The sequence below is a fragment of the Tardibacter chloracetimidivorans genome, assembly GCF_001890385.1.
Lineage (GTDB): Bacteria > Pseudomonadota > Alphaproteobacteria > Sphingomonadales > Sphingomonadaceae > Tardibacter > Tardibacter chloracetimidivorans.
Window position 1 is genome coordinate 242,363 of record NZ_CP018221.1, and the last position, 13,288, is coordinate 255,650.

Annotated in this window: 17 protein-coding genes; 13 read left to right on the forward strand and 4 right to left on the reverse strand. The window is 62.7% G+C overall.

Annotation, left to right across the window (positions count from 1 at the left end):
* Nucleotides 1-3: 3 nt before the first annotated feature.
* From BSL82_RS01320 to BSL82_RS01340, 6 genes are read left to right on the forward strand one after another with little or no spacing between them, the layout of a single operon-like run.
* Entirely contained in the window at nt 4-1,392 is a 1,389-nt protein-coding gene (locus BSL82_RS01320) for a right-handed parallel beta-helix repeat-containing protein (RefSeq protein ID WP_072595680.1), read from the forward strand.
* Between the two features lie 12 nt (nt 1,393-1,404).
* Complete coding sequence (locus tag BSL82_RS01325) at nt 1,405-1,743, forward strand: hypothetical protein (RefSeq protein ID WP_158010596.1); 339 nt, start codon at nt 1,405-1,407, stop codon at nt 1,741-1,743.
* Nucleotides 1,736-1,867: a hypothetical protein gene (locus BSL82_RS21515; RefSeq protein ID WP_257786810.1), complete on the forward strand. Its 132-nt coding sequence runs from the start codon at nt 1,736-1,738 to the stop codon at nt 1,865-1,867. The genes BSL82_RS01325 and BSL82_RS21515 overlap by 8 nt, the downstream gene beginning before the upstream one ends.
* Nucleotides 1,854-2,444 (forward strand): glycoside hydrolase family 19 protein, encoded by a 591-nt coding sequence (locus tag BSL82_RS01330; protein ID WP_072595682.1) that lies wholly within the window; start codon nt 1,854-1,856, stop codon nt 2,442-2,444. Before BSL82_RS21515 ends, BSL82_RS01330 begins: the two co-directional genes overlap by 14 nt.
* Complete coding sequence (locus BSL82_RS01335; RefSeq protein ID WP_072595683.1) at nt 2,441-2,914, forward strand: hypothetical protein; 474 nt, start codon at nt 2,441-2,443, stop codon at nt 2,912-2,914. Before BSL82_RS01330 ends, BSL82_RS01335 begins: the two co-directional genes overlap by 4 nt.
* The gene (locus BSL82_RS01340; protein WP_158010597.1) at nt 2,871-3,143 is read left to right on the forward strand and encodes a hypothetical protein; all 273 of its coding nucleotides are present in this window, start codon (nt 2,871-2,873) and stop codon (nt 3,141-3,143) included. The genes BSL82_RS01335 and BSL82_RS01340 overlap by 44 nt, the downstream gene beginning before the upstream one ends.
* Nucleotides 3,144-3,317: 174 nt before the next feature.
* Here the strand turns inward: BSL82_RS01340 and BSL82_RS01345 are convergent, their stop codons facing one another.
* Genes BSL82_RS01345 through BSL82_RS20215 form a run of 3 tightly spaced genes read right to left on the reverse strand, consistent with a single transcriptional unit; the run spans nt 3,318 to nt 4,690 of the window.
* Nucleotides 3,318-3,866 (reverse strand): hypothetical protein, encoded by a 549-nt coding sequence (locus tag BSL82_RS01345; protein WP_158010598.1) that lies wholly within the window; start codon nt 3,864-3,866, stop codon nt 3,318-3,320.
* Between the two features lie 21 nt (nt 3,867-3,887).
* The gene (locus BSL82_RS01350; protein WP_072595686.1) at nt 3,888-4,199 is read right to left on the reverse strand and encodes a hypothetical protein; all 312 of its coding nucleotides are present in this window, start codon (nt 4,197-4,199) and stop codon (nt 3,888-3,890) included.
* Nucleotides 4,196-4,690, reverse strand: a complete 495-nt coding sequence (locus BSL82_RS20215) for a hypothetical protein (RefSeq protein WP_226998546.1) — start codon at nt 4,688-4,690, stop codon at nt 4,196-4,198. Before BSL82_RS20215 ends, BSL82_RS01350 begins: the two co-directional genes overlap by 4 nt.
* On the opposite strand from BSL82_RS20215, the gene istA reads away from it, so the two are divergent.
* Together istA and istB are read left to right on the forward strand one after the other, a co-directional pair.
* The gene (istA, locus tag BSL82_RS01355; protein ID WP_083579292.1) at nt 4,640-6,133 is read left to right on the forward strand and encodes an IS21 family transposase; all 1,494 of its coding nucleotides are present in this window, start codon (nt 4,640-4,642) and stop codon (nt 6,131-6,133) included. The genes BSL82_RS20215 and istA overlap by 51 nt on opposite strands.
* On the forward strand, nt 6,130-6,897 hold the full coding sequence (gene istB / locus BSL82_RS01360) for an IS21-like element ISSsp5 family helper ATPase IstB (protein WP_007686288.1): 768 nt from the start codon (nt 6,130-6,132) through the stop codon (nt 6,895-6,897). The genes istA and istB overlap by 4 nt, the downstream gene beginning before the upstream one ends.
* A 459-nt stretch (nt 6,898-7,356) precedes the next feature.
* Here istB and BSL82_RS01370 read toward each other — a convergent pair whose 3' ends face one another.
* Nucleotides 7,357-7,791, reverse strand: coding sequence for a UrcA family protein (locus BSL82_RS01370; protein ID WP_072595689.1), 435 nt, complete (start codon nt 7,789-7,791; stop codon nt 7,357-7,359).
* A 198-nt stretch (nt 7,792-7,989) separates the two neighbouring features.
* On the opposite strand from BSL82_RS01370, the gene BSL82_RS01375 reads away from it, so the two are divergent.
* The 5 genes from BSL82_RS01375 (at nt 7,990) to BSL82_RS01395 (ending at nt 13,145) form a co-directional block, all read left to right on the forward strand.
* Complete coding sequence (locus tag BSL82_RS01375; RefSeq protein WP_072595690.1) at nt 7,990-9,168, forward strand: acyltransferase family protein; 1,179 nt, start codon at nt 7,990-7,992, stop codon at nt 9,166-9,168.
* Nucleotides 9,165-10,130 carry a UbiA family prenyltransferase gene (locus BSL82_RS01380; protein WP_072595691.1) on the forward strand — a complete coding sequence of 322 codons (966 nt, stop codon included), beginning with the start codon at nt 9,165-9,167 and terminating at the stop codon, nt 10,128-10,130. The genes BSL82_RS01375 and BSL82_RS01380 overlap by 4 nt, the downstream gene beginning before the upstream one ends.
* A gap of 62 nt (nt 10,131-10,192) precedes the next feature.
* Nucleotides 10,193-10,723: a sigma-70 family RNA polymerase sigma factor gene (locus BSL82_RS01385; protein ID WP_226998550.1), complete on the forward strand. Its 531-nt coding sequence runs from the start codon at nt 10,193-10,195 to the stop codon at nt 10,721-10,723.
* On the forward strand, nt 10,707-11,474 hold the full coding sequence (locus BSL82_RS01390) for an anti-sigma factor family protein (RefSeq protein WP_072595693.1): 768 nt from the start codon (nt 10,707-10,709) through the stop codon (nt 11,472-11,474). Before BSL82_RS01385 ends, BSL82_RS01390 begins: the two co-directional genes overlap by 17 nt.
* A 24-nt stretch (nt 11,475-11,498) precedes the next feature.
* Nucleotides 11,499-13,145, forward strand: coding sequence for an FAD-dependent oxidoreductase (locus BSL82_RS01395; RefSeq protein ID WP_072595694.1), 1,647 nt, complete (start codon nt 11,499-11,501; stop codon nt 13,143-13,145).
* Nucleotides 13,146-13,288: the final 143 nt, after the last annotated feature.

Consider the following 13,288-nt stretch of genomic DNA (forward strand, 5'->3'; position numbering starts at 1 on the left):
ATTATGAACGGATCGCTCAAGAACTGGCTCAAACACGCGGCGCTCGCGCTCATCATGATGCTTGTGTTCGGCCTCATCTTCGGATCGCCCGTCGTCGGCGCTGTGATCGCCACCGCCATATTCTGGGCAAAGGAGGCGGGCGAGAAATCCAAGCAGCTCGACGGCCGCCCGGAAGGCTGGCGCGCCGTGCTGTCGGACCTGAACCCGTTCGGCCCGCGCTGGAAGAAAGACGATCGGCTGGACCTGGCGTTTCCGGTCGCCGCCGTCTGGCTGGCGGTGGCGCTGCTGCCGGCGTCTGCCCATGCCGCCAGCTATCAGGCGTCCACTGCCGCCGAGGTGAGGGCGCTGCTGCCGAAGCTTGCTGACGGCGATGTGGTGGAGCTGGGCGACGCGCCGATGGGCGCGGTGCGCTGGGGCGGGCTGAAGGCCGTGACGATCAAGGGCGGCGTGTTCGACCAGATCACTCTCGACAAGCCGCAGGGGCCGACCTTCGACGGCTTGCGGGTGACGATGCCCGCCACGGCCGCGACGCCTGCCTATCAGCGCGCGGTGCAGCTTTATGGCGGCCATGCCACCATCCGCAATTTCGAGATTTCGGCCAGCGCCTATGACCTGGCGCAGCCGCGCAAGGGCGTGGGCCTGATGTTCGATGGCCGGGCCGGGGCCAATGGCCAGATCACCGTCGAGGATGGCGTGCTGCACAATCTGGACCAGGGCCTTGGCTGGCTGGAGCAGCCGGTGGGCGTGACGGTGCGCAACGTCACGGTCCGCGACTTGTCGACCGATGGAATCCAGTTCGGCGGCGCAAACAATGTGCTGATCGAGAATTTCACCTGCGGGGCGCGGGTGGCGACCTATGCCGGCGCGCACCCCGACTGCATCCAGATCGCGTCGAGCGGCGGGCCGGTGAACAACCTCACCATCCGCAATGTCGCGATCGATGGGTGGCGAGCGACGCAAGGCGTGTTCCTGGTCAACAATCCGACCGCGCGCGGGCGCAACTGGACGATCAGCGGCGTGCGCATGCTGGGCTATTTCTATCGCGGCCTCACAATCATGAACGCCGATGATGTGAAGATCAGCGACGTGGTGCTGACGACGCCGATCAACGCCGTCCATTTCTCGATGCTGACGCTCGATAATGTCGACGGGGCCGAGATCCGCGACACCATTGCCTGCAGCCACGCGCGCAACAATGTGACGGGCCTTGTCGAGAGCGGCCGGGTGACGATCCCGTGCCGCAAGCCCGCCGCCTATGTCGGGGTCGGCGTCGGCGGCAATGGCGCGGCGCTGCCCGACACCTCGGCGCTGGATGCGACGATCGCCGTGCTGAAGGCGGAGGTGGACCGGCAGGGGCAGGTGATCACGGCCGTTCGCGCCGCGGTGGAATGAGGGGGAATCGGCGTGAACGTATCGGACTTTATGTATGCTCTTTTCGGCGGGCTCATCATCTGCGGCGCGAAGCTGGGCTATCTGCTGTTCGGCATATCCAGCGAGCCGCCGGAAGACCCGCTCGCACTGAAATCATGGGAGCGCAAGCGGCGCTGGCTGGTCATCTCGGAACTGGCCGCCCTGCCGGCCTTCGCCGCCATCGCCGTTCTTGCCGGACGGCTGCGGCACTGGCCGGTCGAGGGCGTGGTCGCCCTGTCGATGGTGCTGGGCGCGCTGGGCTTTGCCTTCTTCCTCGACGCAGTGCGAACGCTGGTGAGCCGCCGTCTGAACATCGGAGGCGGAAATGGCTGAGTTTCTCATCATCATAGTGCTGGCGTCGGTTGCCCTGTCGGTGGGCGCATTTGGCGTCGCGTCCAAGCACGGCCGGGACTGCGTGCGCCACATCTCCGAAAGCTGCCGCGATGAAGACCGCTGACATCCAGAGGCGGCTTGGCGTCGCTCCGGACGGAATATGGGGGCCGGTGACGTGGGCCGCGCTTTTCACCTTCTGCGGTTGCAAGGACGCGCGGAGAGCCAAGGACCTGGGCTTCGGAGCGAACGCCTATCTGCTCGGGTTCGACATCTCCACACCGCTGCGGATCGCGCATTTCATGGCACAGGCAGCGCATGAAACCGGCGGCTTTCGATGGCTTGAAGAGATATGGGGGCCGACGCTCGCGCAGATGCGATACGAGGGCCGCCGCGACCTCGGCAACGTCAAGCCGGGCGATGGGCAGCGGTTCAAGGGTCGCGGCATCTTCCAACTGACGGGGCGCGGCAACTATGAGGATTATGGCAAGACGCTCGGGCTCGACCTGATCGCGCACCCCTATCTTGCCGCCGATCCGGGCAATTCGGTCTTGATCGCCGGCAGCTATTGGAAGCGCAAAGGGCTGAATGCGCTCGCCGACGCCGATAATTGCGAGAAGATCACCCGAGCGATCAACGGCGGTCTGAACGGCTTTCCCGAGCGGCTGGCCTATGTCGAACGGCTGAAGGGCCTGCTGCTGTGATCGGTGCGCTCGCCGGCCTCGCCGCGCGCTTCTGGTTCGCCTTTCCGATCATCGGCCTGGGCATTGCCCTGCTCATCACGCGGGGCACGCTGGCCGACGTGAAGGACGAACTTCACAAGCTCCAGCAAGAGACGGCGCAAGTGCTGCTCGTGATCCGGGAAGTCGCGGACAATCCCCGGCTGAAATGGGTCGACGCCGGAAAGCAGGTGCGCGCTGTCGGCGATGCGCGGGACCAGTGGAAACGCACGTCCGATGCGCAGACCGCAGCCGTCGAAGCGATGGAGGCCGAAACTGCCCGGATGCGCAAGGTTGCCGAAGCCCGGCAGCGCGAGATCGCATCGCTTGTCCGGCAGCGCGATCGGCTTGCGACTGAACTTGCATCGAACCGCGCCACCAACCGCCTACAGGCACAAGAGGAACTGCGCCATGTTGAAGAAGCTCTCGATAGCGTTTTCGCTGCTGGCCTGTAGCTGCGGCGGTCCCGTCGTGAAGGAAAAGGTCAGCGTCGCCAAGGTGCCGGTCGTCGCCAAGTGCACGGCGGATCGCCCAGAGCGGCCACAGCGCCTGTCAGCCGCGTTTTCGGATGCGGAGTGGCAAAGCCTCGCCCCGCGCGCAAAAGCCTCTCAGGTGGCAGCGCAGGGCCTCAGGTGGCAGAACTACGGGGAGCAGATGGACGCGGCGACGGCGGGGTGTCCTTAGGCGTTACGTTTCGAACGATTAATTAATTCCTGAAACCGCAACGTCCGCCGCTGGATCGGTCATCTGACACACATTATCTCAAAAAGTGCGAGAAATCCGGCAAATATGCTCACGACCGCCAACGCGGATGCAAAGTAATATACCACCGCTTTTGGCATCACGCCTTCCGCTCGCCTAGAGTCTCGACGTATCACTATCATAGAAGCTAAGCTGATCGCGACATACTCGCAGCGCCTCTTCGGCCTTGGCGGCGCGTGCTTCTGCTGCGAGCTTTTGCGACAGGAACATATCGAGCTGGTCTTTGTAGGTGGCGGCCAGTGCCTGCGCGTTTCCCATCTGCCTGTGGAGTTCGTTGAAGGCTGCTGTTCGGCTCTCCACCTCTGCCTTTAGTTCCTTGATGGTGGCGGCTGCTTTATAACGCAACTCCATAGTGTGCGCGAAAATCGCGCCAGCGGCCAATTCAAAGTCCAGTTTCCCCAATGGATTATTGTTATAATCTGCATATTGTGGGAGTTCATTCCACGACTTCTCCGTTATCTGAGAAGCAATTGTCTTAGCCCATTTCTGCTTGATATCATCCTTCAAGGACACTGCTCCTAATTCCTCAACCAGATCATCCGCTTTATCTGAGTGGGTGGTCATGGGTGGCTCGCCGCGCTCAGCAAGAGAAGGCGCAGGGTAGGAATACGTGGTGCACTCGCCAAAGTGTTGGATGCCGTCCATGTCGCATTTCGGACAACTCATCTACCCATCCTCCCACATGGCTGTGATGGCTGCTGTATCAACAATCCATCCATTCCCGCCGCAGCGGGTGCATTCGGTGTGACAAGCATCCTCATCGGCCCCATCAGGGTAGCCACCTTCACCTTCACATTGCGGACACACCATGACGGCCCTCTCCACCGTCGCCTCGTCTGCTTGGTGGTGGGCGAGGCGATGCTTGGCAGCTTCATGTGCCATCCGGCTTACGTCGCGGTCGTAGCCCCCGCCTGTCCCGCGCCGGAACATCTCGGCGAAGGCAATATCAGCCTCCGTCACCTTCACTTCTGTGGTCATGCGTCCGGTCCTTTCGGTGGGGATGGGAGTGGGCGGAAGTGGGTGGGGGCATCACCCTCAACCTGCGCCCATTGCGAGCGCTCGTTCGTGCCGCTGTAATACCAGCGTTTCAGGGTCACATCGTATCGCCCCATGCGAATCCACCGCTTTTCGTCGTGAGCGCAGAAGATGTGAGGTTGATACGGGCCGGGATGATCCGACTGGTATTCCTCTATCGGCCTCCAGACATTCTCAGCCTCAAGCTCTGCCAGCTTCTGAAGGGATTTGGCGTGGGCAATGATGCTGCGCGAGATCGCGCTGCGTTGGCCCGACCGAAGAATTGAGAACGGCGGAGCAATATTCGACCACGGTAGCGGCGGGATAGTCCTGCTGCGGGCGGCGTAAAAGTCGTCCACCTTGAAGCCTTTCTGCCGAGTCAGGGAGGTGTGGGGATCTACAGCGTGGAACTTTATCTTCAGGTCCGTCTGGCTTGCGCGGATGGCATGAGCCAACGGGCGGCGGCGAAGCGTTTCAATGTGTCGCGCGATACGGTACGCAAGATGCTGTCGTTTTCATCGCCGCCGGGTTACCGGCGCCAGTCCGTACCGCAGCGCCCGAAGCTGGACGGGTTTGTGGCGATCATTGATGGATGGCTTGAGGGTGACCGCAGTGTCCCGCGCAAGCAACGCCATACGGCGAAGCGGGTATTCGACCGTTTGCGCACCGAGCATGGTTTCACCGGCGGCTATACGATCATCAAGGATTACATCCGGGAGCGCGAACAGCGCAGCCGGGAGATGTTCGTGCCGCTGGCGCACCCTGCGGGAGATGCGCAGGCCGATTTCGGGGAAGCGCTGGTGGAGATCGGCGGGGTGGAGCAGAAGGCCTACTTCTTCGCGCTCGATCTGCCGCACAGTGATGCCTGCTATGTGCGGGCCTATCCGGCGGCGGTGGCGGAGGCCTGGGTGGACGGACACGTGCATGCCTTCGCGTTTTTCGGCGCGGTACCGCGCTCGATCGTCTATGACAACGATCGCTGCCTTGTGGCGAAGATCCTGCCCGACGGCACGCGGCAGCGTGCCACGCTGTTCAGCGCTTTCCTGTCACATTACGTGATCCGCGACCGCTATGCTCGCCCGGGCAAGGGGAACGAGAAAGGCAATGTGGAGGGGCTGGTAGGCTATTGCCGGCGCAACTTCATGGTGCCGATCCCGAAGTTCCCGACCTGGGAGGCGTTCAACCTGTGGCTGGAGGAGCAATGCCGCAAGCGCCAGCAGGACAAGGTGCGCGGGCAGAGCGAGACGATCGGTGAGCGCTTGGAACGCGATCTCGCGGCCATGCAGCCTCTGCCCGCTACACCCTTCGAGGCCTGCGATCAGAAAGGCGGGCGGGTCTCCTCGCAATCCCTGGTGCGCTACAGGACCAACGATTATTCGGTTCCGGTGGCCTGGGGCCATCAGGAGGTCTGGATCAGGGCCTATGTCGATGAGGTGGTGATCGGCTGCCGCAGCGAAGTCATCGCCCGTCATCCTCGTTGCTATGCCCGCGAGGAGGTTGTCTTCGACCCGCTCCATTATCTCCCGCTGATCGAGCAGAAGATCAACGCATTCGACCAGGCTGCGCCTTTGCAGGGCTGGGACCTGCCCGAAGCGTTCACGACACTGCAGCGGTTGATGGAAGGGCGCATGCACAAACATGGCAAGCGCGAATATGTGCAGGTACTGCGCCTGCTGGAAACGTTCACCCTCGCCGATCTCCAGGCGGCGGTCGAACAGGCCATCGATCTTGGCGCCATCGGCTTCGATGCCGTCAAGCACCTCGTCCTGTGCCGGATCGAACGCGTACCGCCCAGGCTGGACCTGGACGTCTATCCCTTCCTGCCACGCACCACGGTCGAGAAGACCTTTGCCAGAGCCTATCTGAGCCTGCTCTCCGACCGGCAGGAGGCCGCATGAGCGATCAGGCCCCGGAGATCCTTCTCGCTCACCATCTCAAGGCGCTCAAGCTGCCTACGTGCCTGCGTGAGCATCACAAGCTCGCGCGGCAATGTGCCGCTGAAGGCGTCGATCATATCCGCTTCCTCGCCCGCCTCGTCGAGATGGAAATGATCGACAGGGAGCGTCGCATGGTCGAGCGGCGCATCAAGGCCGCGCGCTTCCCCGCCGTCAAAAGCCTCGACAGCTTCGACTTCGCCGCCATCCCCAGGCTCAACAAGATGCAGGTGCTCGAGATGGCGCGCTGCGAGTGGATCGAGCGGCGTGAGAACGCCATCGCTCTGGGGCCATCAGGCACCGGAAAGACGCACGTAGCGTTGGGGCTCGGACTGGCAGCATGCCAGAAAGGACTGTCGGTGGGCTTCACCACCGCGGCAGCGCTGGTCAGCGAAATGATGGAGGCCCGCGACGAGCGCCGTCTTCTGCGCTTCCAGAAGCAGATGGCCGGATACAAGCTGCTCATCATCGACGAACTGGGCTTTGTGCCGCTCTCCAAGACCGGCGCCGAACTGTTGTTCGAGCTGATCTCCCAGCGTTACGAACGCGGCTCCACCTTCATCACCAGCAACCTGCCCTTCGACGAATGGACCGAAACCTTCGGATCTGAGCGTCTCACAGGCGCGCTCCTCGATCGCCTGACCCATCACGTCAGCATCCTCGAGATGAACGGCGAAAGCTATCGCCTCGCGCACAGCCGGGCCCGCAAGGCCAAAACCAGACCCTGAAAATTACACCAATGCCGGGGGGAGTGGCCCTCGGGCTACGCCCTCACGCCACTCCCCCCGGCATGTAACACGATGGCCTGGTTTTACGCCGCCGAATGGCCGACTTTTGCTCCGCCGTTGACAAACGGGAGTGACCTGCTTAACTGGCTCAAGGCAATGTAAGTGTTGTGACGCAATCGTGACGCACTGGGCGAATGAGCTGTCTTGGCGGAACATGGCTGACGTCGTATAGAGATGATCAGGAGTGGCAAAAAGTGACGGCTCTCCGCTTGGTTGGTATGCTCAGGATAGCCGGAAGCTGTCTTCGGGAGGCAGGGGCCGGAGGTTCGAATCCTCTCTCCCCGACCATTTACTGACTTGCGGGAAGCCGAGGATGATGGCGGGCGGCGATAACCAGCTTGTCGATCGCCCCCAGCTCCACGCGTCCGACCCCTGCTCCTGAAGGTTAGGGAAGCTTACTCACTCGGGATATTTGGTGGTCCAATCCGTCGGATATGGCGCCTGCCATGCGGGTCCGGCAACCCAGGTGGTGCCACGCGGGGCGGCATTCTCCTCCAGGGAGCCCACGCGGGCCATCGCGTCTCTCGTCGCAGCGTCGCGACATGAAGGCACCGGAGGCGTCGCGATCTCCGGCTCGCCCAGTTTGTCGCAGAGAAAACGCGCCGTAAGCTTTACCCGCTGCCTCAATATGTCGCGGTGCTTGTCCTTGCTCAGATCAAGGTCGGCATAGCTCACCCGCTGCGAGAGTGATTGGACGCTGTCCGGCACTTTTCCGTATTTGCCGGTCACGACGATCTCTTCCGGCGGCGTTTGGGCGAAGGCCGGGGAAACGGCCAGTGGCGCAAGTCCGACGCAGAATGAGCCTATCATTGCGAGGGTACGGGAATTCGTCATTATCCTCTCCCATAATGTCGTCCCCGGCTCTTGGCTGTTAACTTTTGAGCGCGGTTGGTGTTCCGAAATGACTTATCGGGCAGCGGTTCAACCCACTCGCCATTCCTACTTTAGGAGTAGCTGTCCTGTGCGGGCTCTAACCCCGATGCACGGGTGTAGCTTTCGCATGCGGGCTATATCCTGCCGTTTACTGCCGCCATGCGGGCGGGCAAGCGGGGCGACCATGACGCGCGTATCCGGGACAGCATCCCGCAAGGATCGGAACCCATGACCAGCGTCTCGATCGCGCAGGGCGCTTCGCGGACGCATGCCGCTGCCGGTGCGGCGGCTCATGTTAAGTATCTCCATCATTTCCGTGCACTCGCCATACTGCAGATCGTTCTGCTCCACGCGGGCCACGCCTTTCTGCTGCGCGGGTTCGAAAGCCCGCTTCCGGAAAGCAACCCCGTCTTTGCGGCCGTCGACGTGCTGCTGCGCAACGCCACCATCTATTTTTCGATGATCTCCGGCATCATCTATGCTCGCATCTTCTGCACCAGACCCTATGCGCCGTTCATGAAGGCCCGGCTGGTGAATACCGGTGTCCCCTATCTGGCGATCACGGCAATTTTCACGACCTTGCTATGGCTGCGATCATCGTCGGGAGAGGCGGGGAACACGATCGAGCTGGCGAGGCTGATCGCCTATAACGCCGCAATGGGGGATGCGTGGAACACGCTCTGGTACATCCCCGTCATTCTCATCCTCTATGCCGTCAGCCCGCTGCTGTTCCACATCGTCAGCATGCCGCGCTGGCGGTGGCTTATGGCGCTGCTCATCGTCCTGCCGCTGGCGGTATCCCGAACCGGAACGGAACTGACCCCCGCGATCACGATCTATTTCATGGGAGCGTATGTATTCGGCCTGTGGCTTGGGCGAGACCTGGACGCGCGGCTGGACCTGATGGAACGCTCAGCCAGCTGGATCGCGCTGGTCGCAGGCGTATCGACGGCCGCGCTCAGCATCCTCTATCTGGCCGATCTTGACGGCCGGGGTCCGGTTTCCATCCGGGAAAGCCTGTTTTATATCCAGAGGCTAAGCCTGGGCGTGCTGATCCTCGTCGCGCTGCGCCTGTGGAGCGCCAAACCCCGTGCTGTGAGCGACGCAGTGCTGGGGGCGACCGCCACCGCGTCCTTCGGCCTCTATTTCCTGCACGGGCCGCTGGTAAGGCCGGTCGTTCGGTTCGTCGCTCCGTTTGTCCCTGACGGGCAGCCTGTCCTGGGCCTCATCGCGGGGATCGGGGCGACCTTTGCAGGCGGGCTGCTGCTGTCATGGGCCGTCATATTGCTTGCGCGGATGATATTGGGCCGCAGGTCCCGGCTGGTCATCGGCGCATGAAGGCCGTGTCTTCGCCTTTGGTCGAGCCTGACGCTGCGCCCGTCGAGAACATGGAACGCGCCGACGATCCGGCAGGCCGCCGGTCCCAATGGGCGCTATGGGCGGCCGCGCTGCGCCTGCATCAATGGGTGAAGAACGTCCTGCTGGTCGTGCCCCTGCTGCTCGCGCATGAGTTCACCATGCGGCAGTGCGTCGACGTGGCGCTGGGCTTCCTGATCTTCGGCATCGTCGCGTCGGGCACTTATCTCATCAACGATCTGAACGATCTGCGCGCCGACCGAGCGCATCCGGCAAAGCGTCTGCGACCGCTTGCCTCCGGGGCCATTTCGGTGCGCGCGGCGGTTGCAGCTTCGGCGTTTCTGCTGCTGACCGGCCTGACCGGCGCTTTTCTGGTCGATCAGGAGTTCGGCTTCACCACCCTTGCCTATGTGGCTATCACCGCAGCCTATTCCTTCAGGCTGAAGCGCGAACCCATGTTCGATGTCTTCACCATCGGTGTGTTGTTCGTCGCCCGGCTGGTGGCGGGGATGGTGCTGATCGACAATCAGATCTCGCTATGGCTTTCAGGCTTTGCGTTCACGCTGTTCATGTCGCTGGCGATGGCCAAGCGCCATTCGGAACTCACCACCTTCCTGCGTTCTTCGGGCAGCACGCCCATGGGGCGCGGCTATGAGGCGGAAGATATCGGCCTGACCCGCGCGTTCGGCGTTGGAAGCGCGCTGATCGCCTTTCTCATCATGCTGCTCTATTTCCAGTTCCAGGCCCTGGCGTCCGGCCTCTACGATGCTGTGGAACTGCTCTATGTGGTGCCCGTCGCCGTGTTCGCCTGGACACTCCGCATCTGGCTCAAGGCCAACAGAGGCCTGCTTATGGATGACCCGATCACGTTCGCGCTCAGAGACCGGATCAGCTGGTGCTATGCCATCTTCACCTTTCTGGCCTGGCTGGTGGCCATCAAATAGGCCTCTGGCGAAAATAATTTCAGCATCATGGAATAACGGGGCCGCTCACCCGTATACTCGTCATGGGTATGCTGAAGTGGTTCGGACAACGGTCGGTCCAGCAGTTGCCGACGCTGCGACGCTATGCGCGCGCGCTGGTGGGCGACGATCGGGCTGACGATCTGGTGCACGAAGCGCTGGTCAAGGCCTATGACGCGCTCCACCGGTTTCGCCCCGAGGGCGATCTGCGGAGCTGGTTGCTGGCGATCCTCCACAACTGCTTTGTGAGCGACTGGCGCAAGCGCCGCACGGAAAGCGGCGGGATCGAGCATCTGAAGCTCCACTCCGTCGCGCATGTGCCGCCAAGCCAGGAACATGCGGTGCAGCTTGGCGAACTCACCAGGGCATATGCCACGCTTTCGGTGGATCAGCGGGCCGTGCTTCATCTGGTGGTCGTCGAAGGTCTCTCCTACGAGGCCGCGGCGATCATCCTCGACGTGCCGGTCGGCACCGTCATGTCCCGGCTCAGCAGGGCGCGCGCCGCCTTGCGGCAGCCCGCGTCGGACGAACGCCCGCTCAGACTTGTAAGAGGTGGCAATGGCCCAGCCGAATAATCCGGTCTCGGAGGTCGATCTTTGCGCCTATGTCGATGGTCAGCTCGACATCGCGCGACGCATCGAGGTGGAGGATTATCTGGCCCGTCATCCGGATGCGGCGGCGGCGCTGATGGCCGATCTGAAAAGCAGCGACGCCATGCGGCTGGCCCTGGGCGACAGGCCAGCGCCAAGGGCCGATATCGTCGAAAGGGCCGTGCAACTCGACCGGCGTCTCGCCGCGCAGCGCATCAGGCGCTTAATGCCCCGGCTGTCCTTTGCGGCGCTTGCCACCCTATGCCTGTGGCTGGCGCAGGACGAGATCGGCGAGGCGCTGGTGTCGACGAGCCAGGCGGCGGTTCCGCCTTTCGCCAATGAGGCGATCCAAACCCATAATACGGCGCGGCTGCGTGATACCATGACGTCACAGGTCAAGACGACAGTGATCGATGCGACCGCCATTCGCGAGGCCACGCGGATCGTTTTCCCCCGGCCTTCCGACGACTGGCGTATCATGGACACAAGGCTGGTGCCTTCCGACGACGGCACCGGGCTGGAAATCTCGCTCCAAACCGGACTGGGCGTGCCGCTTACGTTCTTTGCGGTGCCGACCCGATCCAGCGCGCCCTCGCTTCCCGATGCGATCGAACTCAGCGGAGCGAGCGTCGCCTATTGGCGCAAGGGCAATATCGGATATGCGCTGGCGGGAAGCATCACGCCCGTGGAGCTTGACAGGCTGGCGGAAGATTTCGCCGACAATCCAATTGATTGACCTTTATATCTGAGATTTTATCTAATGTATATCGACCTTGAGCGCACCGATCTCTCCGAGCATCGCACGGGGGTCTGCATCGTCGGTGCCGGAGCCGCCGGGATCACCATGGCGCGGCGGCTGCTTGCCGCCGGGTTGACCGTGACCCTGCTTGAATCCGGGGGGCTCGATTACGAGGCCGGAACCGCCGACCTGAACGCCGGCGAGAATGTGGGGGAGGAATATTACCCGCTGGATCACGCGCGCCTGCGCTTCTTTGGCGGCACGAGTGCGATCTGGGGCGGACGGATCGCGGAACTGGACCCGATCGATTTCGAAAAGCGCCAATGGGTCCCCTGGTCGGGCTGGCCGGTCAGCCATCAGCAGATGAAGCCCTATTATCGGGAGGCGCGCGGCCTGTTCGGCCTTCCGCCGGAGCCGCCCCGAACCGCCGACATGGCTTCGGCCGGAGTGCGGCTGCCCGATTTCGACGAGCGCGAATTGTCATTGAAGCTCTGGTCGTTCGACGAGCGGTTCAACCGCTTTACCTTTCCCGCATGCAAGGATCTGCAGGATCATCCGCGCTGCACCCTGATGACCCATGCGACCGTGTCCGATATCCGGACGGACAGGGAGGCGCGCCACGTCCGGTCGCTTCGCGTGCAGAGCCTGACGGGCCGGACGCTTGATGTTCACGCCGATATCGTCGTGCTTGCCGCCGGGGGTATCGAAAACCCGCGCCTGCTGCTCGCCTCGCGTTCCGTCATGGCTCAGGGCCTCGGCAACGCGCGTGATCTGGTCGGCCGCTTTTTCATGGAACATCCTCACGCCCGTGGCGGGCGTATCGTCGCCAGCCGGGCGTGGAATCTGCTGAAGGCGTTTGGCCGCAAACACAGGGTTCGCGGACAAAGCGCCGCTGCCTTGATCGCGCCAAGCGAGCGGCGGCAATTGGAAGCGGGCATACTCAACACGTCGCTGACGGTCGTTCCGCGTCAGCCCGCCGGCGATGTGCTATTCTGGGGTATGCGCGCCTATAATCGCGTGAAGCACGACATGGCGCCGACGAAGCGCGGTCGCGCCATGTGGATGTATACCAAGCGCGCGGCCGCCTTAGCCCAGTCCACGATCGACCCATTGCGGCCATGGCTTCTTCACCGGATGAAGCAGGTGGACCTCGCGCTGCTCGTCAGGGCCGAACAGGCGCCAAATCCGGACAGCCGCGTGCTGCTTTCAGGCGAAAGCGATGCGCTTGGCGTGCCACGGGTGAAGCTGGACTGGCGCATGAACGAACTCGACGTCCATTCGGTCGAAAGGCTCGTCGACACTCTGGGGCGCGAAATCGAGCGGCTGGGGATCGGCAAGGTCGAGCCTGCATCCTGGCTGTCCGACTCAGGCCGGCGCTGGCAGACCGATCCGCTGATAAGCTCGCACGCGCTCGGCGGCTATCATCACATGGGCACTACGCGAATGGCGGATGATCCGAAGCGGGGGGTTACCGACCAGCATGGGCGAGTTCACGGTATCGCCAACCTTTATATCGCGGGCAGTTCGTTGTTCCCGACATCCGGCTGGGCGAACCCGACGCTCACCATCGCCGCGCTGGCGCTGAGGACGGCAGACCATATCGCCTTGCAGATCGACAAGCGGCAAGCGCCAGAGCTTTCAACGGAAAGAGCCTATGCCTTTGCCTGAAGGGATAGCGTCATCGCTTTTGCCGTCTATCCGGCGCGCCGCGTGATGCGATAACGCGCTCCAACGGGTCTTCCTTGTTTTTCCGAACCGTTTCTGGTTAAAAAATACGCTTGCATCGTCGGCCCATGCGCCGGCTTTCCACC

Coding starts and splice junctions, on each gene's coding strand:
- BSL82_RS01320 (WP_072595680.1), top strand. CDS start 4: ATGAACGGATCGCTCAAGAACTGGCTCAAACACGCGGCGCTCGCGCTC.
- BSL82_RS21515 (WP_257786810.1), top strand. CDS start 1,736: ATGGCTGAGTTTCTCATCATCATAGTGCTGGCGTCGGTTGCCCTGTCG.
- BSL82_RS01330 (WP_072595682.1), top strand. CDS start 1,854: ATGAAGACCGCTGACATCCAGAGGCGGCTTGGCGTCGCTCCGGACGGA.
- BSL82_RS01340 (WP_158010597.1), top strand. CDS start 2,871: ATGTTGAAGAAGCTCTCGATAGCGTTTTCGCTGCTGGCCTGTAGCTGC.
- BSL82_RS01345 (WP_158010598.1), bottom strand. CDS start 3,866: ATGGACGGCATCCAACACTTTGGCGAGTGCACCACGTATTCCTACCCT.
- BSL82_RS01350 (WP_072595686.1), bottom strand. CDS start 4,199: ATGACCACAGAAGTGAAGGTGACGGAGGCTGATATTGCCTTCGCCGAG.
- istB (WP_007686288.1), top strand. CDS start 6,130: ATGAGCGATCAGGCCCCGGAGATCCTTCTCGCTCACCATCTCAAGGCG.
- BSL82_RS01370 (WP_072595689.1), bottom strand. CDS start 7,791: ATGACGAATTCCCGTACCCTCGCAATGATAGGCTCATTCTGCGTCGGA.
- BSL82_RS01375 (WP_072595690.1), top strand. CDS start 7,990: ATGCGGGCGGGCAAGCGGGGCGACCATGACGCGCGTATCCGGGACAGC.
- BSL82_RS01380 (WP_072595691.1), top strand. CDS start 9,165: ATGAAGGCCGTGTCTTCGCCTTTGGTCGAGCCTGACGCTGCGCCCGTC.
- BSL82_RS01385 (WP_226998550.1), top strand. CDS start 10,193: ATGGGTATGCTGAAGTGGTTCGGACAACGGTCGGTCCAGCAGTTGCCG.
- BSL82_RS01390 (WP_072595693.1), top strand. CDS start 10,707: ATGGCCCAGCCGAATAATCCGGTCTCGGAGGTCGATCTTTGCGCCTAT.
- BSL82_RS01395 (WP_072595694.1), top strand. CDS start 11,499: ATGTATATCGACCTTGAGCGCACCGATCTCTCCGAGCATCGCACGGGG.